This window comes from Streptomyces sp. NBC_01210, assembly GCF_036010325.1.
Classification (GTDB): Bacteria; Actinomycetota; Actinomycetes; order Streptomycetales; family Streptomycetaceae; genus Streptomyces.
Map to the genome: position 1 here is coordinate 7,778,784 of NZ_CP108549.1, position 25,491 is coordinate 7,804,274.

Annotated in this window: 26 protein-coding genes; 16 read left to right on the plus strand and 10 right to left on the minus strand. The window is 69.3% G+C overall.

The window, feature by feature from the left end:
- The first annotated feature begins 2 nt into the window (after positions 1-2).
- On the plus strand, positions 3-458 hold the full coding sequence (locus tag OG735_RS35095) for an anthrone oxygenase family protein (protein ID WP_327327158.1): 456 nt from the start codon (positions 3-5) through the stop codon (positions 456-458).
- 38 nt (positions 459-496) lie between these two features.
- On the opposite strand, the gene OG735_RS35100 is transcribed toward OG735_RS35095, so the two are convergent.
- Together OG735_RS35100 and OG735_RS35105 are read right to left on the minus strand one after the other, a co-directional pair.
- Entirely contained in the window at positions 497-1,915 is a 1,419-nt protein-coding gene (locus OG735_RS35100) for a multicopper oxidase family protein (protein ID WP_327327159.1), read from the minus strand.
- Positions 1,916-1,925: 10 nt separating this feature from the next.
- A complete protein-coding gene (locus OG735_RS35105; protein ID WP_327327160.1) occupies positions 1,926-2,312 on the minus strand; it encodes a SchA/CurD-like domain-containing protein in 387 nt (128 codons plus the stop codon).
- A gap of 181 nt (positions 2,313-2,493) precedes the next feature.
- On the opposite strand from OG735_RS35105, the gene OG735_RS35110 reads away from it, so the two are divergent.
- Genes OG735_RS35110 through OG735_RS35160 form a run of 11 tightly spaced genes read left to right on the plus strand, consistent with a single transcriptional unit; the run spans position 2,494 to position 11,517 of the window.
- On the plus strand, positions 2,494-2,928 hold the full coding sequence (locus OG735_RS35110) for a cupin domain-containing protein (protein ID WP_266538673.1): 435 nt from the start codon (positions 2,494-2,496) through the stop codon (positions 2,926-2,928).
- Positions 2,925-4,202: a beta-ketoacyl-[acyl-carrier-protein] synthase family protein gene (locus OG735_RS35115; RefSeq protein ID WP_327327161.1), complete on the plus strand. Its 1,278-nt coding sequence runs from the start codon at positions 2,925-2,927 to the stop codon at positions 4,200-4,202. The genes OG735_RS35110 and OG735_RS35115 overlap by 4 nt, the downstream gene beginning before the upstream one ends.
- Positions 4,203-4,204: 2 nt before the next feature.
- Positions 4,205-5,437 (plus strand): ketosynthase chain-length factor, encoded by a 1,233-nt coding sequence (locus OG735_RS35120; protein WP_327327162.1) that lies wholly within the window; start codon positions 4,205-4,207, stop codon positions 5,435-5,437.
- 36 nt (positions 5,438-5,473) lie between these two features.
- Positions 5,474-5,941, plus strand: a complete 468-nt coding sequence (locus OG735_RS35125) for an SRPBCC family protein (RefSeq protein ID WP_327327163.1) — start codon at positions 5,474-5,476, stop codon at positions 5,939-5,941.
- 10 nt (positions 5,942-5,951) lie between these two features.
- Positions 5,952-6,413, plus strand: a complete 462-nt coding sequence (locus OG735_RS35130; protein WP_327327164.1) for a DUF1772 domain-containing protein — start codon at positions 5,952-5,954, stop codon at positions 6,411-6,413.
- A gap of 19 nt (positions 6,414-6,432) precedes the next feature.
- Positions 6,433-7,185, plus strand: coding sequence for an SDR family NAD(P)-dependent oxidoreductase (locus OG735_RS35135; protein ID WP_327327165.1), 753 nt, complete (start codon positions 6,433-6,435; stop codon positions 7,183-7,185).
- Complete coding sequence (locus OG735_RS35140; protein WP_327327166.1) at positions 7,185-7,571, plus strand: antibiotic biosynthesis monooxygenase family protein; 387 nt, start codon at positions 7,185-7,187, stop codon at positions 7,569-7,571. The genes OG735_RS35135 and OG735_RS35140 overlap by 1 nt, the downstream gene beginning before the upstream one ends.
- On the plus strand, positions 7,561-7,872 hold the full coding sequence (locus OG735_RS35145; protein WP_327327167.1) for an antibiotic biosynthesis monooxygenase family protein: 312 nt from the start codon (positions 7,561-7,563) through the stop codon (positions 7,870-7,872). Before OG735_RS35140 ends, OG735_RS35145 begins: the two co-directional genes overlap by 11 nt.
- Before the next feature lie 14 nt (positions 7,873-7,886).
- Positions 7,887-9,578 (plus strand): acetyl-CoA carboxylase carboxyl transferase subunit alpha, encoded by a 1,692-nt coding sequence (accA, locus tag OG735_RS35150; protein WP_327327169.1) that lies wholly within the window; start codon positions 7,887-7,889, stop codon positions 9,576-9,578.
- A complete protein-coding gene (locus tag OG735_RS35155; RefSeq protein ID WP_327327170.1) occupies positions 9,575-10,171 on the plus strand; it encodes an acetyl-CoA carboxylase biotin carboxyl carrier protein in 597 nt (198 codons plus the stop codon). The genes accA and OG735_RS35155 overlap by 4 nt, the downstream gene beginning before the upstream one ends.
- Complete coding sequence (locus tag OG735_RS35160) at positions 10,168-11,517, plus strand: acetyl-CoA carboxylase biotin carboxylase subunit (protein ID WP_442812543.1); 1,350 nt, start codon at positions 10,168-10,170, stop codon at positions 11,515-11,517. Before OG735_RS35155 ends, OG735_RS35160 begins: the two co-directional genes overlap by 4 nt.
- Positions 11,518-11,598: 81 nt before the next feature.
- Here OG735_RS35160 and OG735_RS35165 read toward each other — a convergent pair whose 3' ends face one another.
- From OG735_RS35165 to OG735_RS35175, 3 genes are all read right to left on the minus strand, one after another.
- Positions 11,599-12,285 (minus strand): SDR family NAD(P)-dependent oxidoreductase, encoded by a 687-nt coding sequence (locus OG735_RS35165; protein WP_327327172.1) that lies wholly within the window; start codon positions 12,283-12,285, stop codon positions 11,599-11,601.
- Positions 12,286-12,375: 90 nt separating this feature from the next.
- Positions 12,376-13,974 carry an FAD-dependent monooxygenase gene (locus OG735_RS35170; RefSeq protein WP_327327173.1) on the minus strand — a complete coding sequence of 533 codons (1,599 nt, stop codon included), beginning with the start codon at positions 13,972-13,974 and terminating at the stop codon, positions 12,376-12,378.
- A gap of 44 nt (positions 13,975-14,018) precedes the next feature.
- Entirely contained in the window at positions 14,019-15,035 is a 1,017-nt protein-coding gene (locus OG735_RS35175) for a methyltransferase (RefSeq protein WP_327327174.1), read from the minus strand.
- Between the two features lie 208 nt (positions 15,036-15,243).
- Here OG735_RS35175 and OG735_RS35180 point away from each other — a divergent pair, with 208 nt between their 5' ends.
- Positions 15,244-16,866, plus strand: coding sequence for an FAD-dependent monooxygenase (locus OG735_RS35180; RefSeq protein ID WP_327327175.1), 1,623 nt, complete (start codon positions 15,244-15,246; stop codon positions 16,864-16,866).
- Between the two features lie 14 nt (positions 16,867-16,880).
- Positions 16,881-17,912, plus strand: coding sequence for a methyltransferase (locus OG735_RS35185; RefSeq protein WP_327327176.1), 1,032 nt, complete (start codon positions 16,881-16,883; stop codon positions 17,910-17,912).
- A gap of 21 nt (positions 17,913-17,933) precedes the next feature.
- Here the strand turns inward: OG735_RS35185 and OG735_RS35190 are convergent, their stop codons facing one another.
- Entirely contained in the window at positions 17,934-18,395 is a 462-nt protein-coding gene (locus tag OG735_RS35190; RefSeq protein ID WP_327327177.1) for a MarR family winged helix-turn-helix transcriptional regulator, read from the minus strand.
- A gap of 112 nt (positions 18,396-18,507) precedes the next feature.
- On the opposite strand from OG735_RS35190, the gene OG735_RS35195 reads away from it, so the two are divergent.
- Positions 18,508-19,029, plus strand: a complete 522-nt coding sequence (locus OG735_RS35195; protein WP_327327178.1) for a hypothetical protein — start codon at positions 18,508-18,510, stop codon at positions 19,027-19,029.
- A 94-nt stretch (positions 19,030-19,123) separates the two neighbouring features.
- Positions 19,124-20,419, plus strand: a complete 1,296-nt coding sequence (locus OG735_RS35200; protein WP_327327179.1) for a cation:proton antiporter domain-containing protein — start codon at positions 19,124-19,126, stop codon at positions 20,417-20,419.
- Positions 20,420-20,491: 72 nt separating this feature from the next.
- Here OG735_RS35200 and OG735_RS35205 read toward each other — a convergent pair whose 3' ends face one another.
- The 4 genes from OG735_RS35205 to OG735_RS35220 all read right to left on the minus strand — a co-directional run bounded on the left by OG735_RS35205 (position 20,492) and on the right by OG735_RS35220 (position 25,468).
- The gene (locus OG735_RS35205; RefSeq protein WP_327327180.1) at positions 20,492-21,349 is read right to left on the minus strand and encodes an LLM class flavin-dependent oxidoreductase; all 858 of its coding nucleotides are present in this window, start codon (positions 21,347-21,349) and stop codon (positions 20,492-20,494) included.
- Positions 21,350-21,501: 152 nt separating this feature from the next.
- The gene (locus OG735_RS35210) at positions 21,502-22,521 is read right to left on the minus strand and encodes a methyltransferase (protein WP_327327181.1); all 1,020 of its coding nucleotides are present in this window, start codon (positions 22,519-22,521) and stop codon (positions 21,502-21,504) included.
- Entirely contained in the window at positions 22,518-24,068 is a 1,551-nt protein-coding gene (locus OG735_RS35215; protein WP_327327182.1) for a peptide MFS transporter, read from the minus strand. The genes OG735_RS35210 and OG735_RS35215 overlap by 4 nt, the downstream gene beginning before the upstream one ends.
- On the minus strand, positions 24,065-25,468 hold the full coding sequence (locus tag OG735_RS35220; RefSeq protein ID WP_327327183.1) for an NAD(P)/FAD-dependent oxidoreductase: 1,404 nt from the start codon (positions 25,466-25,468) through the stop codon (positions 24,065-24,067). The genes OG735_RS35215 and OG735_RS35220 overlap by 4 nt, the downstream gene beginning before the upstream one ends.
- Positions 25,469-25,491 lie beyond the last annotated feature (23 nt).

Genomic DNA, 25,491 nt, shown 5'->3' on the forward strand with positions numbered 1-25,491 from the left:
CCATGACCGAGGTGCTGGGGATAGCTGTTCTCCTCGGCAGCGGTGTCACCGCGGGGGTGCTCTTCGCCGTGGCGCTGAGCGTGCTCCCGGCACTCTTCGCCATGGAGACGGGCACCTACGTGTACGCGCACAAACTGCTGGGCCGCAACTGGGACCCGACCATGCCGGTTGTCGTCCTCACCTCCACGCTGCTGACCGCGGCGCTCGCCGTCATGGCCGACGACGGCGCCGCCCAGATCCTGTTCACCGCCGCCGCGGTCCTGCTGCTCGGGGTCTCCGCCGTCTCGCACCTGTGCAACGTGCCGATCAACCGCAGGGTGAAAGCCGTCGAGAACCCGGACGAGCTACCGGCCGACTGGCAGGACCCGCGCCCGCTGTGGCGCCGCTGGCACCTGCTGCGCACTCTGCTCGCCGTCATCGCGCTCGCGCTCAATGCCGCGGCGGTCACCGTGATCTGACACGGTGACCGCCGCGGCGGTTCTGCCGGTACCTACGCTCAGTGCACCATCTCCATCTGGCCCATCATGCCCATCGTCAGATGGCCCATCAGATGGCAGTGGAACATGAACATCCCGGTGTACTCGGTGAACTTGATCTTTATCCGGGCACTCTCGCCGGGCATTACCGAGACGGTGTCCTTCAGCCCCGCCTCGCTCGGCCCGGCCGGCTTGCCATTGCGCTCCACGACCTGGAAGTGGTCCAGATGCGGGTGCAGGGAGTGCGGGATGGTGAATGCCACGTCCTTGTTCTCGATCGTCCAGATCTCGGTGGTGCCGAGCTTGGGACGGAAGTCGACGCGGTTGATGTCGAAGGGCTTGCCGTTGATCAGGTGCTGCTGGCTCTGCGGATCGAAGGACATCGCGAACTGCCGCTCCACCGTCGGCGTACCGAGGTCCGCCACCGGCCGGAGCCGGCCCGGCACACTGCTCGGGTCGTCCGCGCCGCGCACCACGTCGAAGCGCATCACCTCGGGGGCCTCGCCGGGATACGTCATCATCGTCTGCAGCACGATCTTCGAACCGACCGGGTACTTGGAGAAGTCGACGACTATCTCCTGCCGTTCGGCCGGCCACAGCTGCAGGATCCGGCTCGGCACCGGGGCCGGCAGCAGACCGCCGTCCGTGGCGATGTGCGTGAACTCGTCACCCTCGCCGAGCCGCAGCACGAAGGCCCGCTCGTTGGACGTGTTGACCAGGCGGAAGCGGTACTTGCGGGCGGCCACCCGGAAGTAGGGCCTGGGCGAGCCGTTCACCAGAAAGGTCGGCCGCTCCTGGAAGCCGTGCAGGTCGTACACGAGCGTGCCGTTGTCCTCGATCCTGGCGTCACGCAGCTGCAGCGTGACGTCGTACTGCCCCTTGGGAAGCGGCAGCCGGTCCTCTTCGGGGTCGGTGAGCACATAGGTGGCGGCGGCGCCGCGGTAGATGTTCTCCGCATGCGCGTGGTGCGAGTGGTCGTGCACCCACATCGTCGAGGCCAGTTGGCTGTTGGGGTAGTGGAACAGCCGGCTCTTGCCGGGAGCCACCTCGTTCTTGGGGTGGCCGTCGGAGTGCGCCGGGACGTGCCCACCGTGCAGATGCATGGAGAACGGCACGTTCAGGGCATTGGCCTGCTCGATGACCACCGGCCGTCCGCGCCGCGCCACGATCAGCGGGCTCAGCGCGCCGTTGAACGTACGGACCGTGGAGGTCGTCCCGGGAAGGATCTCCACATCCGCTTCCCGTGTCGTCAGCCGGTACAGGTCGTAATCGGCAAGCCGGACCGGCCTCAGCGGCGGCGACACCTTCAGCGGCACGGTGAACGGGGTGGTGGCGTCCACGGTGCGCTTGGGCTGCGCCCCGAGAACGAGACCGGCGGGTACGGCGGCCAGAACACCGGCCGCTGCACCCGCCTTGAGCAGACTTCTGCGGTTCAGCACGGAATCTCCCTCAGTTCGTGGACTGGACTGTCGCGTCGCGTACGGACATCTGCGCCATGCAGGTGAGCAGGGACCGCTCGAAGGTGGCGACAAAGCCTTCGACGGTGTCCGTCGCACGTGGCCTGGTCAGATAGGGGGCGAGCTTCTCCTCGACCTCGCGCACGCCCGGCTGCGTCGCCATGTGCCGGGCGATGGCGCCCAGATCCCCCTGGTACTCGATGACGCGGACCATGGTGTCGTCGCGGATGAAGACGGCGGTGGCCAGAATCCGCGCGGCCTCCTCGCCCCCGTCGCCCTTGACGACGGGGGAGCCCACCCGGCGGAATCCGGTGAAGATCTCGGTGATCTCCTTCTCGTAGCCGGCCTTGATGTCGTACGTGATGGCGGCGAAAGGCATGGCTGCTCCCTCGATGGGTGCTGTGTCTCGCGCCATGGCAGGTCACAACGCTCGCCGTCGGCTCGAGCGTGAGTACACCGGGGCGTGGTGCAGGCACATCAATGCCTCTTCGAGCCGGTCTGTAGGAACGGCTGCGACGGTTCCAGCCACTGGACGGACCAGGTCGTTGAGGAGGCGGGCAGTGACCACCGAGATCACGCGCACCGTGCGGGTGCACGCTGACGACGTCGAGGCCAACACCCGGCGCGGCGGCGACATCCGGACGACGCTCAGCCCCAGGACAGTGGGGTGCACTTCCGGATTCGGCGGTGTGCTGACCCTGGAGCCGGGCGACTTCGTCACCGAGCACTACCACCCGTATTCCGAGGAGTTCCTGCATGTCGTCTCCGGCCAGCTGGAGATGACGATGGACGGCCAGCCGATCACGCTCGGCCCCGGCGACTCGCTGCTGGTGCCGATCGGCGTACGCCACCGGCTGGTCAACACCGGCACCGAGACGGCGAGCGGCGCGTTCCATCTCTCACCTCTGGCGCCCCGCCCCGAACTAGGGCACGTGGACACCGAGAAGGTCCAGCGGCCGCAGGAGTCCAACCCCCAGGTGGGCGGTGCCCAGTGAGCCGTAGGGCCGTCATCACCGGTATCGGTGTGGTGGCGCCGGGCGGGGTGGGCAGGGAGGCATTCTGGGGCCTGCTCTCCGCGGGGCGCACCGCGACCCGCCGGATCACGCTGTTCGATCCCAGCGCCTTCCGTTCGCAGGTGGCAGCCGAGGCCGACTTCGACCCGGTGGCCGCCGGCCTGAACCCGCGCCAGGTCCGCCGCATGGACCGCGCGGCGCAGTTCGCGGTGGTCAGCGCGCGTGAGGCCGTCGAGGACAGCGGTCTCGACTTCGCGAACACTCCGCCCGAGCGCATCGGTGTGAGCATCGGCAGCGCCGTCGGCTGCACCATGGGGCTCGAGGAGGAGTACGTCCTGCTCAGCGACGCCGGCCGGCACTGGCTGGTGGACCACACCTATGGAGTGCCGCATCTGTACGGCTACATGGTGCCGAGCACCCTGGCCGTCGAAGTCGCCTGGGAGGTGGGCGCGGAAGGACCCGTCGCCCTGATCTCCACCGGCTGCACCTCCGGACTCGACTCCATCGGGCACGGCGCGCAGCTCATCGAGGAGGGGACGGCCGATGTCGTGCTGACCGGCGCGACCGACGCCCCGCTCTCCCCGATCACCGCGGCCTGCTTCGACGCCATCAAGGCCACCTCGCCCAACAACGGCGACCCGGAGCACGCCTCCCGCCCCTTCGACCAGGACCGCGACGGTTTCGTCCTCGCGGAGGGCTCGGCGGTCCTTGTCCTGGAGGAGAAGGCGGCCGCCGAGCGTCGCGGCGCCCATATCTACGGCGAGCTCGTCGGCTTCGCGGGACGCAGCAACGCCTTCCATATGACGGGCCTGAAGGCCAACGGACGAGAGATGGCCGAGGCAATCAAGGTGGCGCTGGACCGGGCCCGGCTCGCCCCGACCTCCGTGGACTACATCAACGCGCACGGCTCGGGCACCAAGCAGAACGACCGGCACGAGACCGCCGCCTTCAAGCGCACGCTCGGCGGCCACGCGTACAAGGTGCCGGTCAGTTCGATCAAGTCGATGGTCGGCCACTCGCTGGGCGCCATCGGCTCCATAGAGGTCGCGGCCTGCGCCCTGGCGCTGGACCGCCAAGTGGTGCCGCCCACCGCGAATCTGCGCACCTCCGATCCGGAGTGCGATCTGGACTATGTGCCGCTGACCGCCCGGGAGCATCGGATGGACGTGGTGCTCAGCGTCGGCAGCGGCTTCGGCGGCTTCCAGAGCGCCATGCTGCTGGCCCGGCCGGGCATGGTCGAGTACGGGAGGAGCTGACGGTGAGCGCTGCCACAGCACAGGCCCCGGTCATCACCGGTCTCGGCGTCGTCGCGCCGACCGGGCTGAGCGCCGAGGCGCACTGGACCGCCGTCCTCGGCGGGACACCGGCCATCGGCCGGATCAGCCGCTTCGACCCGTCCGCGTACCCGGTGCGGCTGGCGGGTGAGGTGCCGGACTTCGTCACCAAGGAACAGGTGCCGAGCCGACTGATCGCGCAGACCGACCGCTGGACGCATCTGGGGCTGTCCGCGGCCGAGGCGGCCATCGCCGACGCGGAGGTGAACCCGGCCGAACTGCCCGAGTACGAACTGGCCGTGGTGACCTCCAGCTCATCCGGCGGCACCGAGTTCGGCCAGCACGAGATGGAGAACCTCTACCAGCACAACCCCGAGTGGGTCGGCGCCTACCAGTCGATCGCCTGGTTCTACGCCGCCACCACCGGCCAGGTCTCCATCCGGCACGGGCTGCGCGGCCCCTGCGGAGTGATCTGCTGCGAGCAGGCCGGCGGTCTTGACGCCATCGGCCAGGCCCGACGGCTGATCCGCACCGGCTCCCGCCTCGTCGTCACCGGCGGGACGGATGCCTCCCTGTGCCCGTACGGACTCACCGCGCAGCTGTCCACGGGCAATCTCTCCACCGTTCAGGACCCCGCCCGCGCCTATCTGCCCTTCGACACTGAGGCATCCGGCTATCTGCCCGGCGAGGGCGGCGCGATGCTCATCGTCGAGAGCGCAGAAGCCGCCGAGGCCCGCGGCGCGCAGAAGATCTACGGCAGGGTGCTCGGCTACGCGGCCGGCTTCGACCCGCCGCCCGGCTCCGAGCGCCCGCCGTCGCTGCGCCGCACCATCGCCGCCGCGCTCGCGGACGCACAGCTCGAACCCGGCGCCGTGGACGTGGTGTTCGCCGACGCGGTCGGCGTGCCCGCGGAAGATCTGGCCGAGGCCGAGGCGCTCGCCGAGATCTTCGGCGGGCGTGGCGTCCCCGTCACCGCGCCCAAGACACTGACCGGCCGGCTGTACGGCGGGGGCGCGCCCCTCGACGTCGCCACCGCGCTGCTGTCGCTGCGCGACCAGGTGATCCCGCACACCGTGGGACCCACCGCGGTCGCCCCCGGACACGAGATCGACCTGGTGCTCGGCGAACCGCGCCACCAGGAACTGCGCACCGTGCTCGTGGTCGCCCGCGGGCACGGCGGCTTCAACGCCGCGCTCGTCCTCGGGCGGGCCGACTGACCACCGCGCCACACCGACTACCGGCAGGAGGCCGCCATGGCGGGACACACCGACAACAGCATCGTGATCGACGCGCCGATGGGCCTGGTCTGGGACTTGACCAATGACCTGAAGTCCTGGCCGCAGCTCTTCAGCGAGTACGCGTCCGTCGAGGTGCTCGAGGAGGAGGGCAAGGAGATCACCTTCCGGCTGACCATGCACCCGGACGAGGACGGCAATGTCTGGAGCTGGGTCTCCAAGCGCATCCCCGACCCCGAGACCAGGACCGTCCAGGCCTTCCGGGTCGAGACCGGCCCCTTCGAATTCATGCGCCTGTACTGGGAGTACACCCAGGAGGACGCCGGCGTACGCATGCGCTGGGTGCAGGACTTCCATATGAAGCCCGAGGCCCCGGCCAGCGACGCCGGTATGACCGAGCACCTCAACCGCAACACCGGTGTCCAGATGAACCTGATCAAGCAGAAGGTCGAGGCCGAGGCCGCCCGCCGGACCACGGCGGGCTAGGAGGAATCAGGTGATCGCCCTTCTGGTCCCGCTGGTCGTCCTGGTCAACGGGCTGGCCGCCGGAGTGCTCCTCGGCACCCAGCTCGGCGGCTGGCCGCTGCTCGCCGCACTGCCCGCCGACCGCTATGTGCACGCGCACTCCTTCTTCGCCACCCGTTACGACCCGGCGATGCCGCTGTGCCTGCTCGGGACACTGATCGGCGATGTCGTACTGGCGTTGATCGCCCCGGGCCAGGCGGTCCGCGCCCTGTTCATCACCGGCGCCGTGCTCGCGGCCGCCACCGTCACCATCTCGCTCACCAAGAACGTCCCGGTCAACAAGTGGGTACAGACGCTCGATCCGGACAATCTGCCGGACGACTTCGAGGCCAATGACCCGCGCTGGAACTGGGGCGCCTGGAACCAGCGGCGCAGCGTGCTCACCGTGCTTGCGCTGCTCGCCAACTGCTGTGCCCTCGCACTGTTGCTCTGAACTCTTCCGGAGGAGAACCATGGATCTCGGCCTTGCGGGCAAGAAAGCCCTGGTCACCGGCGGCACCCGAGGAGTCGGCCGGGGCATCGTACGGGCGCTGGCCCAGGCCGGCGTCGATGTCCTGACCTGCTACCAGAACTCCAGCGACGCCGTCACATCGCTCGAGAAAGAACTCAAGGAGACGGGCGGCGACCACCATGTCGTCAAGGCTGACGTCGCCGATCCGGCCGATGTCACCGCGCTGCTGGCGCAGGCCAAGGCGCACTACGGGCGCCTCGACCTCGTGGTCAACAACGCGGGCGCCATCAGCCACATCCCGTACGCGGAGCTGCCGTTCGACGAGTGGCGGCGGATCATCGACACCAACATCACCGGATCCCATCTGGTGATCCAGAACGCCCTGCCGCTGCTGCGCAGGGGCTCCTCGGTGGTCACCATCGGCTCCAAGGCCGTCGAGGCCGGCATTCCGCTGCGCTCCCACTACACCACCACCAAGGCGGCCATCGTCGGTCTGAACCGGTCCCTGGCCAAGGAGTTCGGCTCCAAGGGCATCCGCTTCAACGTCGTCGCACTCGGCGTCATCGAGACCGAGAACCTGCACAAGATGCCGGCGGAGCAGCAGAAGCTGATGATCGAGCGGTACAGCGCCAAGACGGCGCTGGGCAGGCTCGGCACCCCCGAGGAGGTGGCGGGCGCGATCCTCTGGCTTGCCAGCGATCTGTCCCGGTACGTCACCGGGGCCACCATAGGCGTCGACGGGGGGATCTCCTGATGACCAACGGCAACAGCAACGGCAACAGCAACGGCAACAGCAACCGCAACAGCTCAGGTAACGAAGGCGCGTTCCGGGTACTCCTGCGGATGGAGATCAACCCGGGCCTCGAGGCGGACTTCGAGAAGGCCTGGCGCGGCAGCACCGAGGCGGTCACCGGCCACCCCGCCTGCCTGGGCCAGTGGCTGTCCAAGGACACCGCCGAGGAGAGCGTCTACTTCATCGTCAGCGACTGGACCGACGAGCCCGGCTTCCGCGAGTTCGAGTCCAGCGAGGCCCACCTCGCCCACCGCGAACGGCTCCACCCCTACCGCGGCAAGGGCTCGTTCAACACCATGCAGGTGGTCGCGCACATCCAGGGCAAGGCCTCCGCGCATGCCGCGTGAGGTACGGGTCCTGGTCCACCAGGCGGCCCACGACGACGAGCAGCTGGAGGCGGTACGCGCCGCGTACCACCTGGTCAGCAAGCGACTGGCGGAAGTGCCCGGCATGCTCGGCAACGAGCTGCTGCGCTCACCGCTGGACCCCACCTCGCTCGTCGTCGTGAGCCGCTGGGCCGATCTGGCCGCGTTCCGGCGTTGGGAAGAGGGCGCCGGACACCGCGAGGACACGGCACCTCTGCGCCCGTACCGCGACTCCCGGCTCGCCGTGCCGTTCGGCATCTACGAGGTAGAGGCGGCCTACTGAAGGGCTAGTAAGAGATGACCACCACGGTTCAACCCGCAGCCAACGCCACCGCCGGCGAGCAGGTGGCATGGGTCTCCTGCTCCGGCTGCCGCTCACTGGTCTACGGCAAGCGCTACGCGCGTCTGCTGCGGGTCTGCCCGGAGTGCGGGGCGCACGCCAGGCTCGACGCACCCAGCCGTATCGCGCAGCTCTTCGACTCGAGCAGCACACAGACGGTGCCCGTACCGGCCACCCAGCTCAACCCACTGGACTTCGTCGACCAACAGCCGTACGCGGAAAGGCTGCAGCAGGCCAGGGCCCGTACCGGGCAGCAGGACGCCGTGCTGGTGGTCCGCGGCCGGATCGACGGACGGCCGCTCGTCGCCGCCGTCATGGACTTCCGCTTCTTCGGAGGCAGTCTGGGGGTGGCGGCGGGTGAGGCGATCACCACGGCCGCCGAGACCGCGCTGAAGGACCGGGTGCCGCTGCTGATCGTCACCGCGTCCGGCGGAGCGCGCATGCAGGAGGGCGCGCTCTCCCTGATGCAGATGGCCAAGACGAGCAATGCGCTGGCCGAGCTGGACGAGGCCGGACTGCTCACCGTCACTCTGGTCACCGACCCGACGTACGGCGGGGTAGCCGCCTCCTTCGCGACGCTGTCCGACGTGGTGGTCGCGGAACCGGGCGCCCGGATGGGCTTCGCCGGACCGCGGGTCATCGAGCAGACCATCGGACAGCAGCTTCCCGCAGGCTTCCAGACCGCCGAATTCCTCCTGGAACACGGCCTGGTGGACGATGTCTGGCCGCGTACCGAACTGCGCGCGCGGCTCAGCAGACTGCTTGCCGTGGCCGAGGAGCCGGGCCCCGACTGGGGCGCAGGCGAGGAGGACCCGGTGGTCCGCGACAGCCAGCTCCTGGACCAGCTCCCGGCCTGGGACTGCGTCCAGCTGGCCCGTGAGGCCGGCCGGCCCACGGCGCTCGAGCACATCGGCTACTGGCTGGACGGCTTTGTCGAGCTGCACGGCGACCGGGCGGGCGAGGAGTGCCCGGCGATCGTCGGCGGCCTCGGCCGCCTCGACGGACTGCCCGTCATGGTGATCGGCCATCAGAAGGGTCACACCACGGCCGAACTCGTCAGCCGCAACTTCGGTATGCCCTCACCGGCCGGATACCGCAAGACCGCCCGGCTGATGCGGCTCGCCGCCAAGCTGGGCATTCCTGTGGTGACCCTGATCGACACCCCTGGCGCCTATCCGGGCCTCACCGCCGAGGAGAAGGGCCAGTCCAACGCCATAGCGGAGAACCTGCGGCTGATGGGCTCGCTGTCCGTGCCGGTGGTGGCCGTGGTGACCGGCGAGGGCGGCAGCGGCGGAGCGCTCGCGCTCGGCGTGGCCGACCGGGTGCTGATGTGCGCCAACGCCACCTACTCGGTGATCAGCCCGGAGGGCTGTGCGGCGATCCTCTGGAAGAACGCGGCCGAAGCGGCGGTGGCTGCTGACGAACTCGCCCTGGACGCCGCCTCGTTGCTGCGCCTCGGCGTGGTCGACGGAGTGATCCCGGAGCCCGAGGGCGGCGGCCACAAGGACACCACCGCGATGAGCGACGCCGTGCGCCGCGCGGCCGTCGTCGCGCTCCGCGAGCTGCGCGGCGTCACCGCGTCACCGGCTTCGCGCCGACGGCGCTTCCGGGCCTTCGGACTGGCCCACGACCTGGAATCACGGACGTGACCAGGCCCCACGGCAACGGTACATACGACGGCAGATACGACGGCAGGTTCTACGGAGAGATACCGATGAGCGAAGTGACCAAGGAGAGCCTCGGCACCACTAGGACCGGCGATCCGCTCGCCGGTCTGGACTACGACACCAGCGCGCTGGCTCTCACCGATATCTGCCGCAGCATCGCGGACGTCGTACGAGTCGGCACCAGCCACCCGCGCCGGGTCCGGGTGGCCCTGGGTGCGGCCAGCATCGAGGTGGAGTGGGAGGAGGGGCAGGCACCCACCGCCCGCGAGCCCGCCGCCGCGCCGGCCAACGATGAGGAGTCGGTCGACGGATACCACGAGTGCGCGCCGCTGGTCGGCACGTTCTATATCGCACCCTCACCCGGCTCCCCGCCCTTCGTCCGCCCCGGCGACCGTGTCGAGGTGGGCCAGCAACTCGGCATCATCGAGGCGATGAAGCTGATGAACCCGCTCGAGGCCACCAGGGCGGGACGGGTGGTCGAGGTGCTCGTCGACGACGGCACCTCGGTCGAGTACGGACAGCCACTGGTGCTCCTCGACCCCGAGGACGCCGTGAGCCCGGCCGGAGAGGGATGACCATGGCCTTCGACACGATCCTGATCGCCAACCGGGGCGAGATCGCGCTGCGGGTGATCAGGACCTGCAAGGAGATGGGCATCCGAACCGTCGCGGTGCACTCCACCGCCGACAAGGACAGCGCACACGTACGGGCCGCCGACATCGCGGTGCAGATCGGCCCCGGTATGCCGCGCAAGAGCTACCTCTCCGCGCCCGCGGTGATCGAGGCCGCGCTGCGCACCGGGGCCGACGCCGTCCACCCCGGCTACGGCTTCCTCTCCGAGGACCCCGACTTCGCCGAGATCTGCGCCGACAACGGACTGGTATTCATCGGCCCGCCGCCTCAAGTGCTCTCCCGCCTCGGGGACAAGGCCGTGGCCAGGGCGCTGATGACGGACGCGGGACTGCCCGTACTGCCGGGCAGCCCCGGCACGGTGGACAGCGCCGCCGAAGCGACCGACCTCGCCGGCCGGATCGGCTTCCCGCTGATCATCAAGGCCGCGGCGGGCGGCGGCGGGCGCGGAATGACCGTGGTACGCCAGCAGAGCGAACTGCTTCCCGCCTACCGCCAGACCCGCGCCACCGCGCAGGCCGTGTTCGGCGACAACCGGGTCTACCTGGAGCGCTTCTGCGACAGCGCACGCCATATCGAGGTCCAGGTACTCGCGGACGGCCATGGCACGGTTCTGCACCTCGGCGAACGCGACTGCTCTGTGCAGCGCAGGCACCAGAAGCTCATCGAGGAGAGTCCGGGACCCGGCCTGCACAAGGAACTCACGGCAGCGATGGCGCGTGCCGCGGTGCGCGGCGCCCGGGCGGTCGGTTACACCGGCGCGGGCACCTTCGAATTCCTCGTCCACGACGAGGGCTTCTCCTTCATGGAGATGAACTGCCGTATCCAGGTGGAACATCCGGTGACCGAGGCGGTGTTCGGGGTCGATCTCGTACGCGAACAGATCCGCGTCGCAGCGGGGGAGAGCCTCGGCTTCTGCCAGGAGGACCTCGCCCCGCGCGGCGCCGCCGTCGAATGCCGGGTCAACGCCGAGGACCCGGCCCGCAACTTCGCGCCCTGTCCCGGCACGCTGGAGGAGTTCGTGCCGCCCGGCGGCCCCTTCGTGAGGGTGGACACCCACGGCTACGCGGGCTGGCGGGTGCCCTCGCAGTACGACTCGCTGCTCGCCAAGGTGATCACCTGGGCGCCCCAGCGGGACCAGGCGCTGGACCGGATGGACCGGGCGCTGGCCGAGTTCCGCATCGCCGGCCCCGGGGTGCACACCACCATCCCGCTGCTGCGGGAGGTCATCGCCGACCCGGTGTTCCGGGACGGCAAGCACGACACCTCGTTCCTCGACACCCGGCCCTGACACCGGGACGCCCGCGGGCCCTGACAGCGTGCTGTCAGGGCCCGCGGGCGTCGTGCGTCGGGACTCGTCGGCGGTCGAGTCTCACCAGCCGACGACGGTGTCCCGGCGGAAGAGAACCCCTGAAGGACCGTCGTCGGGGAGCGTCGCCGCACGGGCGACGGCTTCGGCCGCGGCCTCGGGGGACTGTGCGGCCTCCGGCCGCATACGGGTGCGTACGAGCCCGGGGTTGACCGCGTTGACCAGGACGCCCGAGCCCTCCGTCTCCTTGGCCAGCATGACGGTGAGGGCGTTCAGCGAGGCCTTGGAGACCGAGTACGCGGGGCACTGCGCGGCGATGCCGATGGTGAACGTGCCGGTGCCGCTGGAGACATTGACGACCCGGCCCCAGCCGCGCCGCACCATCGCGGGCACAAACGCCTGCGCGACACGCCAGGACCCCAGCAGATTCACTTCCAGGGTCCGCTCCACCAGATTGAGCGGGATCGCGGAGGGCGTATTGCCCCAGTCCAGCTGTACGCCCGCGTTGTTGACCAGGATGTCGACAGCTCCCGTTCCGGCGGCGGCGCGTGCCACGGAGTCCGGGTCGGTGATGTCCAGGGCGACGCCGGACGCGCCGTCGCCCAGAGCGGCGGCGGTCTTGCGGGCCGCCTCCTCGTCACGCGCGGCGACGACGACGCGATGGCCCTGAGCGTGCATCAGGGCCGCGACCGCCAGGCCCAGTCCTCGATTGCCGCCGGTCACCAGCACGGTGCGGGGAACAGTAGCCATGACAGGTGCCTTTCCGGGGTTGGGACGACGAAGGGAGGGCCCGGCACCCCGGACAGGGGTGCCGGCCCTCCCACGTACCAGCTGGGGCGATCAGGTGGTACGGGAGAGCAACTGGCCCACTGCGGCGGCCAGTTCACCTTGCGGATCGGCGACGGAGCCCGCCGAGCGCCAGGCGACGAACCCGTCGGGGCGGACCAGGACGGCGCCGCCCGCCTCGATGCCGTACGTCTTGGCCACCCCGTTCCCCGGTGCGACGATCCCGGCCCCGGCACCGCCGATCCGGTGCGCGGTGAGCGTGACGCCGAGGTCGTCGGCGACGGCCTTCGCCGCATCCACCCATGCCTGGCCGCCCTCGGCCGTGATGACCACCGGAGTCCGGCCGTACAGATCGAGCACGGAGATGCTCTTCCCGTCGCGCTCCAGCTCCAGATGCGGGGCCCGCGTGCCCGGCTCCCCACTGAGCTGCTGCGGCGACACGGGCGGGCCGGGGCTGTAGCGGTAGCCGAACACCGTGGTGCCGTAGGCGTCCGCCTGGTCCTGGCCCTCCCCCTCGTCGCCCGTACGCTCCTGCATCATTCCCAGGGCCTGCTGGAGCGTCATCCAGGCGACCGGATGGCGCTCCGCCTGGTACGTGTCGAGCAGCTCGGGACCGGCCTCACCGTCGAGGACCGCCGCGAGCTTCCAGGCGAGGTTGTTCGCGTCCTGGATGCCCAGGCTGGCCCCGAACCCGCCGGTGGGCGGCACCAGATGGGCCGCGTCACCGACCAGGAAGACCCGGCCCTGACGGTAGTCGCGGGCCACCTGCGCGCCGATGACGAAGCTGAGCCACTTCGCCCCGCCGGCCGGCAGCTGCGCAATGATCCCGACCTCGAGATCGGGTTCTCCGATCGCGGCCCGCACCAGCTCGACGGCCTTCTCCTCGGTGATGTCGTCGAGGGTGTCCCCGGGCGGCATCCCGGTGGCGAAGATCCACCGCTTCCTGCCGTCGTGCGCGAACAGGATTGTCGACGGCGCGGGCTTGTCGAGGTAGCAGACCCCGACGGGACGGCCCCTGGCTGCCTTGCTCAGATCGGCCTCGAAGAGCACCGACACGGTGGTGGCGAACTCGCCCGGCCCGTCGGACTCGATGCCCAGCGTGTTACGGATCGGGCTGCGGCTGCCGTCCGCCGCCACCAGGTACTTGGCACGGACCGTGCGCTCGGCCCCCGTGCCGGTGTCCTTCAGGACGGCGGTGACGCCGCTGTCGTCCTGCTCGAAGGAGACCAGCTCGGTGGAGAACGCCAGCTCCGCGCCGAGTTCCCCGGCGCGCTCGCGCAGCAGATGCTCCAGCCGGTCCTGGTCGATCGGCGCCCACTCGCAGGGGCTGACCGAACCGCTCGGGTCGGGCTGGTCGGTCGGACCGCTGAAGATCTCCTGTCCCGCCAGGGTCTCGGCACGGATCATCAGCAGCTTGCTGAAGTCCGTTGCGAGGCTAGCCTCCGACCACAACCGGTCCTCGAGCCCGACCTGCCGGTACAGCTCGACCGTACGCGGATTGACACCACGCGAACGCGGGTGGCTGAGGGTGTCCGGGTGCCGCTCGACCACCAGCGAACGTATCCCGTGCCAGCCGAGGAAGACCGCGGTCGACAATCCGGTCACCGCACCTCCGACGACGAGGACCGGGACCTCCTCAGGGGTCTTGCTCATTGACGGATTCCTTTCCTCGGGGCGTTCAGCCGACCGGACCGCGTTCACGCGGCCTTGCGGCAGACGACGACCGTGTCGTAGTCGCTGAGCGGGGAGACCTCGGTCGATGCGAAGCCGGCGTTCTTGGCGTGCGCGAGGAGTTCGGAGGTCGGGTACTCGGAGCCACCGTCGGTGACGAGCAGCATGTCCAGGCTGATCACCAGGTTCTCGACGTGGTCGGGCTCGTCGTCGAGCATCCGGTCGTAGACGATCAGCGCACCGCCCGGGTTCACCGCCTCGAACGCCTTGGCCACCAGCTCACCGCGCTGCTTCTCGTCCCAGTCGTGCAGGACGTGGCCCATGGTCACCACGTCCGCCTTCACGGGCAGCGGGTCGGTGAAGAAGCTGCCGCCGTGGAAGTGGACCTTGCCGGTCAGGCCGTAGCTCTCCACGTGCTCGTCGAACAGCGGCTCCATCGGGGGCAGGTCGAAGACATGGCCCTCCAGGTGCGGCTGGTTCTTCACGATGATCGAGCAGAGGTTGCCACGGGCGCCGCCCACGTCGAGCACCGACTTGGAGCCGGACCAGTCGAACTTGCCGACCAGCTCGGGACCGACGACATGCGTGAGGGCGTCCATCATGTGCACGAACTGCTTGAGGATGTGGGGGTTCTCGACGACCACGTCGAAGTGGCTGCCGGACTGCTGCTCACCGGTGCGCAGCGCCTCGCCGAGCCGGCCCCAGGCCGGGTACAGGTTGCGGTTGGAGCGCTCCAGGAAGCCGCCCACCCAGGTGCGCTCGCCGCGCACCAGGTAGGTGTCCGCGCCCTTGGCGTTGCGGTACCCGCCGTCCGCACGCTCCAGCAGGCCCAGCGACGTCAGCAGGTTCAGCCAGTCGCTCAGGCCCCGCCCGTGCAGTCCGAGCTCCTTGCGGATCTCCTCCTCGGTGGAGGCCCCCTTCGTGTGCAGCGTGGTGAACAGATCCAGTTCGACTGCGGTCAGCAGCGCCTTGGCGTCGCAGAACGCGTTGCTCAGCCGGATGATTCCGGCCGACGTGCTGACATCCGGGCTGGTTTGCGTCATGCGCAGGACTCCTTCCAACACGGCGCATGGCCTGGCGCCAGGCCGCTGTGGCGGAGAATCCACGCCGCGGGTTGAGGTCACCTCAAGGGGGACTGGGGCAGCCACCTCACCGCCGCATCTCCACTGCGCCTCAAGTCGGCGTGGCTACTCATTTTGGGTGCCGTGGAGGGATCCCGGCGGAAGCCCAGCTTGCCCAGAGGGGATATGCATGTATGACGTGAAGATCCCGGTGCTGATCGTCGGTGGTGGTCCCGTCGGCCTGTCCACTGCACTGTTCAGCGGCCGACGTGGAGTACGCACGATGCTCCTGGAGAAGAGGGACAGCACCTCCATGCTGCCCCGCGCCCCGGGCCTGCAGGCCCGGACCATGGAGCTGTTCCGCGCGGCGGGACTCGGCAAGGACATCCGCGCGCTCGAAATGGGTGACTCCCATGCCTACTTCGAGGGCGGAATCATCAAGGTCGAGACGTTCTCCGACATCGACAACGCGGAGCTGCTGGAGTCGCCGTCGCTGGACGGCGAGACGGTGAGCCCCGAGCGTGTGATGGGCTGCGGCCAGGACCGGTACGAGAAGGTACTGGTGGCCAAGGCCAAGGAGTACGGCGCGGACGTCCGCTTCAACACGAAGCTGATCTCGTTCGAGCAGGACGCCGACGGCGTCACCGCCATCGCCGAAGAGGGCGGCAGCGGAAAGCGGTTCACCATCCGCGCCGACTACCTCGTGGGCGCCGACGGAGCGGGCAGCCGCATCCGTGAGGCGCTCGGAGTCAAGCGGGTCGGCCGTGGCACGGTGTTCAACGCCCTGAGCATCTACTTCCGGGCGCCGGAGCTGGAGACGCTGCTCAAGGACACCAAGTTCATCCTGTGCTACGCCTCCGCGGGCGGCACCCTGATGGGCTTGTCCCGGCTGCACGGGTGCGACCCGTGGCTGGCCGCGCCCATCTACTTCCCGGAGAAGGGCGAGAAGCCCGAGGACTACACCGACGAGCGGTGCATCGACATCGTCCGCCGGGCCTCCGGCAAGGACATCGACGTCGAGATCATGGACAAGGTGCCGTGGCAGGGCGCCCAGCTGGTCTCGGAGACCTTCCGCGCCGGCCGGGTCTTCCTGGCGGGGGACGCCGCCCATGTGCACCCGCCGGCCGGTGGGTTCGGCGCCAACACCGGTATCCACGACGCGCACAACCTGTCGTGGAAGCTCGCCGCCGTCCAGCACGGCTGGGGCTCCGAGGCGCTGCTCGACACCTATGACGCCGAGCGCCGTCCGCTGGGAACCGCCATGTCGGAGCAGGCGCTGGTGCGCAACCGCATCCGGCACGGCTACTCCACCGAGCAGGACCGGGCCGACTTCGTGGACGACGTGATCATCACGCTCGGCTACCGCTACCGTTCCACATCCATCGTCGGCGCCGAGGGTACGAAGGTACTCACGCCGCACCTGGAGCTGACCGGCGAACCCGGCACCAGGGCCCCGCACGTCTGGCTGGAGCGGGGCACCGAGACGATTTCCACGATCGACCTGTTCTGGGACTCGTACGTGCTGCTGACCGGGCCCGACGGCAGTGCCTGGGCCGAGGCCGCGGTGCCGATCGCGGAGAAGCTCGGCATTCCGCTGCGTACATACGCGATCGGACCGGACGAGGAGCTCAAGTCCACCGACCGCGACTGGGCGGAGGTCTACGGCGTGGGCCGTGGCGGCGCGGTGCTGGTGCGGCCGGACGCCTTTGTGTCCTGGCGGACGGCCGGGGGAGACGACGATCCGCAGAGTGTGCTCGCGGATGTGCTCGCCCGGGCTTCGGGCGCCGCGACCGCCGCCGTACCGGCTCCGTGAGAGGAGGGGCGCAGATGACCGGACACGAAGCAGGCGCTGTGGTGCATCCCGGCGCCGTGCTGGCGCAGGCGATGGCCTTCCAGCCCGCGCGGCTGGTCCTGACGGGCATTGAGATCGGACTGTTCACGGAGCTGGCGAAGAAGCCGGCCACCGAGGACGCGATCAGGGAGCGGCTGGGCCTGCACACACGGGGCACCGACCACTTTCTGGCCGCGCTGGTCGAACTCGGGTTCCTCGAGCGCTCCGACGGCGGGGAGTTCTCCAACTCCCGGGCGGCGCAGCAGTTCCTGGTACCCGGCGACGAGGGGTATCTGGGCGGCTTCCTGCGGATCGCGGGCCAGGTGATGTACCCGGCGTGGGACAAGCTGGGCGAGGCGCTGCGCACGGGTGCCCCGCAGGCCGCCACGTACACCGGCGAGGACATGTTCGGCGAGCTCTACGAGAGCGACGAGAAGAAGGACGGTCTGGTCGGCATGGCGGAGGACGCCAGCCGCCCGCTGATCCCGGCGCTCACCGAGTCGTTCGGATGGGCGAAGTACTCCTCGGTCCTCGAACTCGGCGGCTGCCGGGGCAACGTACTGGCCGGGCTGGTGAAGGCGCATCCGCATCTGGATGCGTGTGTCTTCGACCTGCCGCAGCTGGAGGGGGACTTCACCGCCCATATGTCCGCCATCGGCATGGCGGACAAGGTTCGCTACCACGGCGGTGACTTCTTCGCCGATCCGCTGCCGCAGGCCGATGTGCTCATGATCGGGCATGCGCTGGTCGACTGGAACGACGAGCAGCGCAAGCAGCTGGTGAAGAACACCTTCGCCGCGGTGCGTCCCGGCGGGGCGTTCCTGGTCTGGGACCCGGTCATCGTCGATGACGACGAGAGCTATCTGCGCAATCTGATCCGCAGCCTGAACCTGCAGCTGATGACGCCGCACGGCAAGGGCTACCGGTTCGAGCAGTGTGCCGAGTGGATGCGGGAGGCCGGCTATGCCGAGGTCACCCGCACCTCACTCGGGCACGACGTCACTCTGGTCATCGCCCACAAGGACTGAGCGGTTCGTGGGGTCGCGGGGTCACGACCGGATCCGGTCGAGGTGCCGCTCCTGCAGCTCCCGGCTGCTGCGCATGAAGTCCAGCAGCAGTTCCAGCTGCTCGGTGGTGTAGCGCGCGACATGCCGGAAGCCGTCCTGCGCGAGCGGGCCGAAGAGCTCCGCCACGGCCCGTACGGCTTCCGGCGCCGGCCGCACCACTGACTTGCGCCGGTCCCTGGGATCGGGGGAGCGGGTCACATAGCCGAGCCGGTCCAGGCGGTCCAGCAGGGCCGTGACACTGCCCGTGGTGAGTCCGAGCGCCGCACCCAGTTCGCTGGGTGCGGCGCTTTCGCGCTGCATGAGGATGTCCAGACAGTGCAGATCGGTGCGGTTGATTCCCAGCCGCTCGGCGGCCGCGGCGTCGAAGGAGTCGACTGCTGTCTGGAGCGCGCGGATCTCGCCGGCGAGCTCCTGCTGAAGATCTTTTCTCTTATCGCTTGACATCCAAGTAACTCGACCTTCAAGATAAATGCAGATAGCTTGGCTATCAAGATAGTCGAGCTCCAAGAGAAGTCAAGATCGGGTCGTTGCCCGGGTTCCAGGAAGGAACACTGCGATGAACACCCAGCACACTGTCTCCACGGTCAAGGCCGGCACTGCCGGGACGGAGGAAGCCGCACGAATCGAGGCGTACTACACCAATGAGAAGCGACTCGGCCACTGGACCGCCGCCCGCACCATCGAGGTGACCGCCCGCCGCAGCTCGGTCCAGATGGACCTGCGGTCCGCCGAAATCCCCGAGGGCGACATCGAGGTCCGGATCGCCGGCGAGCGCTCCATCCTCAAGATCCTGGTGCCGGACGGCACCGTGGTCGACGAGTCGGAGCTGGAGTACGTCGGCCGCTCCAAGGTCAAGGACATGCAGCGGCACACCGCCTCCGGCGGCCGTGTCCTCCGGCTGACCGGCGTCCTCAAGCGCAGCGAGGTCCGCATCGTCCGCGGCGGTGTGGCGACCCTCACCGCCATGTTCTCCCGTGAGTTCGTCGACGACTGCCGTACGGCACACCGCGACGGCACTCTGCCCACCGTCCACGCCCCCGAGAGCGTCCGCGAGGGAACCCCGAGGGATGCCCACTGATCCCTCAACAGGGCCTTGAGTGTGCCCCCTTAGCTTCGGAGCAGCGGCTTCCGGGTCCCCCCGGCGGCTCTCCGCAGGCTAAGGGGGCATGCGTATGACACCTCATCAGGTTCAGTCTCTGTTCATCGGACTCGCGGCCATTCTCGTGCTCAGCCGGGTCCTCGGCGCCGCCGCGCGCCGTCTGGGGCAGCCACCCGTGGTCGGCGAGATACTCGCCGGGATTTTGGTGGGCCCCAGCCTGTTCGGCGGCGCCGTCGCCGAATTCCTCTTCCCCACCGACATCCGCCCGCTGCTCGCCGCACTGGCCAACCTCGGCCTGGTCCTGTTCATGTTCGTCATCGGATACGAACTCGATCTGGCCCTGATGCGAGGCAAGGAAAAGGTCGCGGCGAGCGTCTCGCTCTGCTCGGTCCTGCTGCCGTTCTCCCTCGGAGTGCTGCTCGCTCTCCATCTGAGCAGTAGTCACCACACCGGGAACCGGACCGGGTTCGTGCTCTTCCTGGGCGCGGCCATGTCCGTCACCGCTTTCCCCGTACTCGCCAGAATCCTGGCCGACAGCGGTCTGGCCCGGACCAGAATCGGCGGAATCGCGCTCGCCAGCGCGGCTTTCGACGACATCGTGGCCTGGTCGCTGCTGGCCGTCGTGGTCACGGTCTCGGGCGGCGGCGGGCAGTGGGCCATGCTGCTCGCGCCGGTCTATCTGGCCGTGATGTTGTTCGCCGTCAAGCCAGGTCTGCGGTGGCTGTTCGACGAACGCCGGGGCAGCGGCCGGATCACCGCCGACCGGCTCATCGTCGTCCTGGGCGGCCTGATGCTGTCCTGCTGGGCCACCGAATGGCTCGGGGTGCATTTCGTCTTCGGCGCGTTCCTGTTCGGCGTCGTGATGCCTCGCAGCACGAGCGAGCTGGTCCGGATACAGGTCGTCGACCGGTTCGAACACCTCAGCCGGCTGCTGCTGCTCCCCGCGTTCTTCGTCGTCGCGGGCCTCAAGGTCGATCTCTCCCGGACCGGTCTGAAGGGGCTCGGCGAGCTCGGGCTCATTCTGCTCGTCGCCATCTCGGGGAAGTTCATCGGCGCCTTCGTCGGAGCACGGGCCAACGGCGTGCCCGCGCTGCAGAGCGGAGTGCTCGCGACCCTGATGAACACCCGCGGGCTGACCGAGATCGTCATCCTCACCATCGGACTCCAACTGGGCGTCCTCGACGCCGGGTTGTACGCCCTGATGGTGGTCATGGCCCTGGTGACCACCGCGATGGCCGGACCGCTGCTGCATCTGCTGGAGCGGCGCGCGGGCGGCTCCGAAGCCATCGGCGACTACGCCGAGGCCGTGCCGGACAGCGAGGTGAACAAGCAGCGGCCCGTCGCGTCGGCCGACCGACCCGCGGGCTGAGCGAACACAGCAGGAAACAGGAGGGTCCGCCGGCCTCGCCGGCGGACCCTCCTGTGTGCGGCGCCCGGTCCCTCAGTCGAACATCGCCCCTGCCAGCAGCTCCAGCTGCCCCGCCTCGGCGGTGCAGGGGAAGACCAGCAGCTCGTCGCAGCCCGCCGCCTCGTACGCCGCGGCCGTCTCCCGCAGCCGTGCCGCATCGGTGATGACCGCCTTCGCCGCCATCTCCGCCTTCGGGCCGATGAACGAGTAGTACGCCCGCAGATACGACTCGGCGACCTCCTGGGCGCCCGGCCCCAGGCAGGCGTACACCAGCGCCACCAGCCGCGGTGCGTCCGTACGGCCCCGGGCCTGCCACGCCTCACGGGCCTGGCGGGCCAGCTCGGCATAGGCGGTCGCCGAGCTGCCGCCTGCGATCCAGCCGTCGGCGAACCGGGCCGCGCGAGCCATCGCCGCGGGAGTGTGGCCGCCCACGATGATCTCCGGCCCTTCGCCCTTCGGGAAGGGGCCGATGCCGGGGACCGGGCCCTTGCCGCCCCAGACCTCCGTCAGTTCGGTGAGGATGGAGTCAAGACGCTTCCCGCGGTCGCCGTACGGGGCGCCGGTGGCCCGGAAGTCGTCGTCGCGGCCGCCGGCCGCCACCCCGACCGTCAGCCGGCCGCCCGAGATCTCATGAATCGTGGCGAGCTGCTTGGCCAGCAACGGGGTGCCGGGACGGTAGGCGGCGAGCAGGATGGATGTGGTCAGCCGGATCCGCTCGGTCACGGCGGCCGCCGCGGCGAGCGAGGTCAGCGGCTCATAACTGTCGTACACCAGACGGTCGAGCGTGCCGAGGCTGGAGAACCCGTGGTTCTCCGCCAGCCGCGCCCAGTCGACGAGCCGGCGCCCGTCGATGTCCGGCACTGTGGTGGGCAGGCCCACTCCGATCTCCACGGGGTCTCCTTGATCGTCGGTTTGTTCGGGGGCTCCGCCCTCAGCCTCCGCACCTCAATCGCCGGCGGGCCTGGGGTTGCCGGACCGACAACCCCAAGCCCGTCCGGCGATTGAGGACACGGCCGAAGGCCGTACGGGTTCGAGGGCCTACGTCAGCGCGGCTTGCGGCCGGTCACCAGGGTGTTGCCGAGCGGCAGTTCGTGCTCGGTGATGCCGGTGAAGCCCGCCTGCGCCATCCACTGGCCGCAGTCGCCCGGGTGGTAGCCCGCCCCGGCGGGCGTCATCACGAGCATGTGCAGGCTCGCGACCAGGCTGGCCAGATCGGGCTTGTCGCCGGGCATCGGGTCGTAGACGAGCAGCGCACCGCCCGGCCGTACCGCCTTGAACGCCTTGTCGATCAGTTGCTTGCGCTCTTCCAGCGAGAAGTCCGCCAGCACGTGGCCGATCACCACGACGTCGGCCCCGGGCAGTTCGTCGGCGAAGAAGTCCCCGCCGGTGAAGGCCAGCCGGTCCGCGACGCCGAGTGTCTGCGCGTGCTCGGCGCATGGCCCCTGGTTCTGCGGCCGGTCGAAGACCCGGCCCCTCAGATGCGGCTGGGCGCGCAGCAGCAGCCCCGCGAGATTGCCCCGCGCGCCGCCGACATCGGTCAGTGTGCTCCAGCCGCTCCACTCCACGGCTCCCAGCAGATACGGAACCAGGGGAGCGCTCAGCGAGTCCTGCATGGTCAGGAACATCCGCTGTGCCGCCGGATCGCTGAGCATCGCCTCGAAGTCACCCTCGGCCTGCGGGGTGCCGGTGCGCAGCGCCTGCGTGAGGCGCCCCCAAGCCGGATACAGCACGAAGTTGGCACCTTCGAGGAAGCCGCCCGCGTACTCCTGTCCGCGTACGAGATATCGCTGCGCGGCCTCGCTGTTGCGGTAGCGGCCGGACGAGCGCTCCAGCAGGCCGAGTGCGACCAGGGCGTCGAAGAAGTCGGTGGCGGCCCGCGGGTGCAACCCGAGCGCCGCCCTCAGCTCCTCCACCTCCGCCTCGCTGTCGGCGGTCTCGGCGAGCGTGCTGAACACCCCGAGCTCCAGGGCGGTCAGCAGCAGTTTCGACGATGCGAACCCCAGCCCCAACTGGCTGATGCCGAAAGGGTCCTTGGGGTCGGTCGCGAGATGTGTGGTGGTCATGCCGGGCTGTCCTCCTTGAGGGGCGTGTCGTCCGTGTCGTCGCCCGGCACGTACTCTTCGTCGCCGGACAGGCCCCGTTGCACGGTGTGCCGCCGCAGCGCGAGGGCACCACCCATGGCCAGTGCCATCACCGCGAGCATCAGGTAGTAGGCGGGCTCGGGGATGACGTCGATGAGCCGGACCATGCCACTGCCCGCGCCGCCGCCCAGCGCGGCGAACAGCCACAGCAGTCCGAGCATGTGGGCGATGAACTTCCGCGGCAGTACGTCGGCGACCGCCGCGATGCCGACCGCGGCGACGATCAGCTCACCGCAGGCATGCATGAAATAGACGACGAGGAGCCACAGCGGGGAGACTCTCTCGTCGCCCGACGCGAGGGTCGCGGCCAACGCCATGATCAGGAAGCTGACGCCGGTCAGCGTCAGTCCGACGGAGAACTTCACCGGCACGCCGTTGCGGCCGCCGCCGTACTTCAGCAGCGCCCAGGCGAACACCGGCGCCAGGACCAGGATGAACAGCGGCGTCGCCGACTGCAGCCAGCTCACCGGCACGTCGAAGCCGAACACATGACGGTCCGTCGACTCCTTTGCGAACAGGGTGAGCGAGGAACCGTCCTGAGCGATCATCGACCAGAAGAGCGTCGAGCCGAGGAAGATCCAGAGGAAGGCGCGCAGCCGCCTGCGGTCCCCGGGGCTCAGCTCACGGCTGCGGTAGAGCACCAGGTAGGCGAGGACCGGGGCGAGGATGCTGACCGTGCCGACCAGGCCGATGGCGCCGCCGGCGTTCAGGCTGCCGGACACCACTCCGCCCGTCACCAGCACGACCACCACGGCGGCGGTTGTGCCGATCAGCCGGAAGGCGCGCCGGGACTCATCAGGGTTCAGCGGTCGCCCGGGGCGGCTTCCGACATCCCTGAACTGGTGCTGGCTGACCCAGAGTTGGATCGTGCCGAGCAGCATGGCCGTACCGGAGACGGCGAAGCCGAGCTGCCAGTCGACGCGCTCGCCGAGGAATCCGGCGATAAGCGGCGAGAGCAGGGCGCTCACCTGGATGCCGACGTACATCAGCGAGATACCGGCCTCGCGCCGGCCGCTGTCCTTGCCGAACATCAGGTTGAGCATGGCCTGGTGGTTCGGCTTGTACAGGCCGAGGCCGAGCGCGAGCAGGACGAGTCCCAGCGGCGTCGTCCACAGCCACGGTGTGGCCAGCGCGAAATGGCCGAGCGTGATGACGCAGGCCCCGATGATGAGCGTCCGCCGCGGGCCGAGCAGCCGGTCGGCCACCCAGCCCCCGGGCAGACAGAGCATGAAGGCGAGCCCGATCCACGCGCCGAACAGGGCCGCGGAATCGGCCTTCGCCAGCCCCAGTCCGCCCTCGGAGCGCGGGGCGACCGCGTACAGAACCAGGATGGCCTGCATACCGAAGAAGCCGAAGCGCTCCCACACATCGCTCATGAACAGCGTGCGGTACCACGGCGGCCAGCTTCTGACGGATCCGGTACCGGCCCCGCCGACACCGGGATCCTGATCAGCGCGTGCGGTGGTCATGCGGTGCTCTCTCCCTCCGTACGCGCCAGGTGCAGGCGGGGCCGGAAGGAGAGATACAGACCGCCGACCGCGTTCTGCGGACTCATCGGCGCCTGCTTCTGCTCGTGCACCTTGTTCAGGTTGGCCAGCGGGTTGGGGTCACCGCTCTCCGCACCGTTGAGGTGGGCGTGCACCCGCGAGTAGACGTCCTGCGCGTCCTCGAGGTCGGCGATGCCGGTCACGATGCGGTCGAAGGCGTCCTGGATGCTGAGGTTCTCGCGCTGCGTGCTGGTGAGCTTCTGGGCGTTGTAGAAGTGGTGCTCCTTGCCGCGGTAGCTCTCGTAGAAGACGGAGACGAGCACCAGCAGCCGCTCGTACGCATGCCGGTAGACGGTGTTGTAGAAGTCCCAGGCCTCCTTCTCCTCCACCTCGCCGCGCAGCACGCTGGAGACGCTGGCGGCCGCGAGCATCGCGCTGTAGGTGGCCAGGTGCACACCGGTGGAGAGCAGCGGGTCCAGGAAGCAGGCGGCGTCGCCGCTGAGCAGATAGCCGGGGCCGCCGAAGCTCTCGGCCGTGTACGAGTAGTCCTGCTCGACCTTCATGCCGGAGACCTGCTCGGCGCCCTCGAGGAGGGGGAGCAGGTGCCGGCACTCCGCGATGGCCTTGTCGTAGACCTGCTGGATGCCGCCGAGGGAGTTCTTCTTCTCGTTGAAGATGTCCCGGCCGGTGACAAGTCCGATGCTGGTGGTGCCGTTGTGCAGCGGAATGTTCCAGAACCAGCCGTCGGCCGAGGACAGGACGGCGATCGCACCGTCGGGCCCGCGGTCCAGGGGCTTGACGTTCTTCCAGTACGACCAGGCCGCGACATTGCGGAAGATCTCGTGGTACTCGCGGTTCTTCAGGTGCCGGGCGGCGAAGACCCCGCCGCGGCCGGAGGCGTCGATGACGTAGTCGAAGGCGATACGGCCGTTCTGCGAGGCGTCCTTGGTGCCTGCCCACAGAGCCGCCACCGGGCGCTCGCCGTCGAATTCGAGTTCCTTGACGGTGATGTTCTCGACGACCTCGACGCCGAGTTCCGCCGCGTGCCGCAGCAGCAGCTCGTCGAACTCGGAGCGCACGACCTGCCAGGCGTTGGCGCCGTCGTCGCCGAGGCTGTTGAACTTGACCTCCCACTCCTCCGGGCCCCAGAAGAAGTAGGCGCCGCCCTTGGGCTGGAAGCCGTGCGACTCCACCTTGTCCCAGACGCCCAGCAGTTCCAGGATCGGCCGGCACGAGGGGAGGATCGATTCGCCGATGTGGTAGCGGGGGAACTGGTCACGCTCCAGCAGCGTGACCTGGAAACCTTCCTTGGCCAGGAGACCTGCAGCGGTGGAGCCCGCGGGCCCTCCCCCGATGACGAGGATCTGGGTGGAACCACGCATGTATTTCTCCAATCCTCCGAGCA

Coding starts and splice junctions, on each gene's coding strand:
- OG735_RS35145 (WP_327327167.1), top strand. CDS start 7,561: ATGCCGCGTGAGGTACGGGTCCTGGTCCACCAGGCGGCCCACGACGAC.
- OG735_RS35190 (WP_327327177.1), bottom strand. CDS start 18,395: ATGTCAAGCGATAAGAGAAAAGATCTTCAGCAGGAGCTCGCCGGCGAG.
- OG735_RS35170 (WP_327327173.1), bottom strand. CDS start 13,974: ATGAGCAAGACCCCTGAGGAGGTCCCGGTCCTCGTCGTCGGAGGTGCG.
- OG735_RS35175 (WP_327327174.1), bottom strand. CDS start 15,035: ATGACGCAAACCAGCCCGGATGTCAGCACGTCGGCCGGAATCATCCGG.
- OG735_RS35180 (WP_327327175.1), top strand. CDS start 15,244: ATGTATGACGTGAAGATCCCGGTGCTGATCGTCGGTGGTGGTCCCGTC.
- OG735_RS35095 (WP_327327158.1), top strand. CDS start 3: ATGACCGAGGTGCTGGGGATAGCTGTTCTCCTCGGCAGCGGTGTCACC.
- accA (WP_327327169.1), top strand. CDS start 7,887: ATGACCACCACGGTTCAACCCGCAGCCAACGCCACCGCCGGCGAGCAG.
- OG735_RS35105 (WP_327327160.1), bottom strand. CDS start 2,312: ATGCCTTTCGCCGCCATCACGTACGACATCAAGGCCGGCTACGAGAAG.
- OG735_RS35165 (WP_327327172.1), bottom strand. CDS start 12,285: ATGGCTACTGTTCCCCGCACCGTGCTGGTGACCGGCGGCAATCGAGGA.
- OG735_RS35160 (WP_442812543.1), top strand. CDS start 10,168: ATGACCATGGCCTTCGACACGATCCTGATCGCCAACCGGGGCGAGATC.
- OG735_RS35195 (WP_327327178.1), top strand. CDS start 18,508: ATGAACACCCAGCACACTGTCTCCACGGTCAAGGCCGGCACTGCCGGG.
- OG735_RS35125 (WP_327327163.1), top strand. CDS start 5,474: ATGGCGGGACACACCGACAACAGCATCGTGATCGACGCGCCGATGGGC.
- OG735_RS35135 (WP_327327165.1), top strand. CDS start 6,433: ATGGATCTCGGCCTTGCGGGCAAGAAAGCCCTGGTCACCGGCGGCACC.
- OG735_RS35210 (WP_327327181.1), bottom strand. CDS start 22,521: ATGACCACCACACATCTCGCGACCGACCCCAAGGACCCTTTCGGCATC.
- OG735_RS35140 (WP_327327166.1), top strand. CDS start 7,185: ATGACCAACGGCAACAGCAACGGCAACAGCAACGGCAACAGCAACCGC.
- OG735_RS35185 (WP_327327176.1), top strand. CDS start 16,881: ATGACCGGACACGAAGCAGGCGCTGTGGTGCATCCCGGCGCCGTGCTG.
- OG735_RS35220 (WP_327327183.1), bottom strand. CDS start 25,468: ATGCGTGGTTCCACCCAGATCCTCGTCATCGGGGGAGGGCCCGCGGGC.
- OG735_RS35200 (WP_327327179.1), top strand. CDS start 19,124: ATGACACCTCATCAGGTTCAGTCTCTGTTCATCGGACTCGCGGCCATT.
- OG735_RS35215 (WP_327327182.1), bottom strand. CDS start 24,068: ATGACCACCGCACGCGCTGATCAGGATCCCGGTGTCGGCGGGGCCGGT.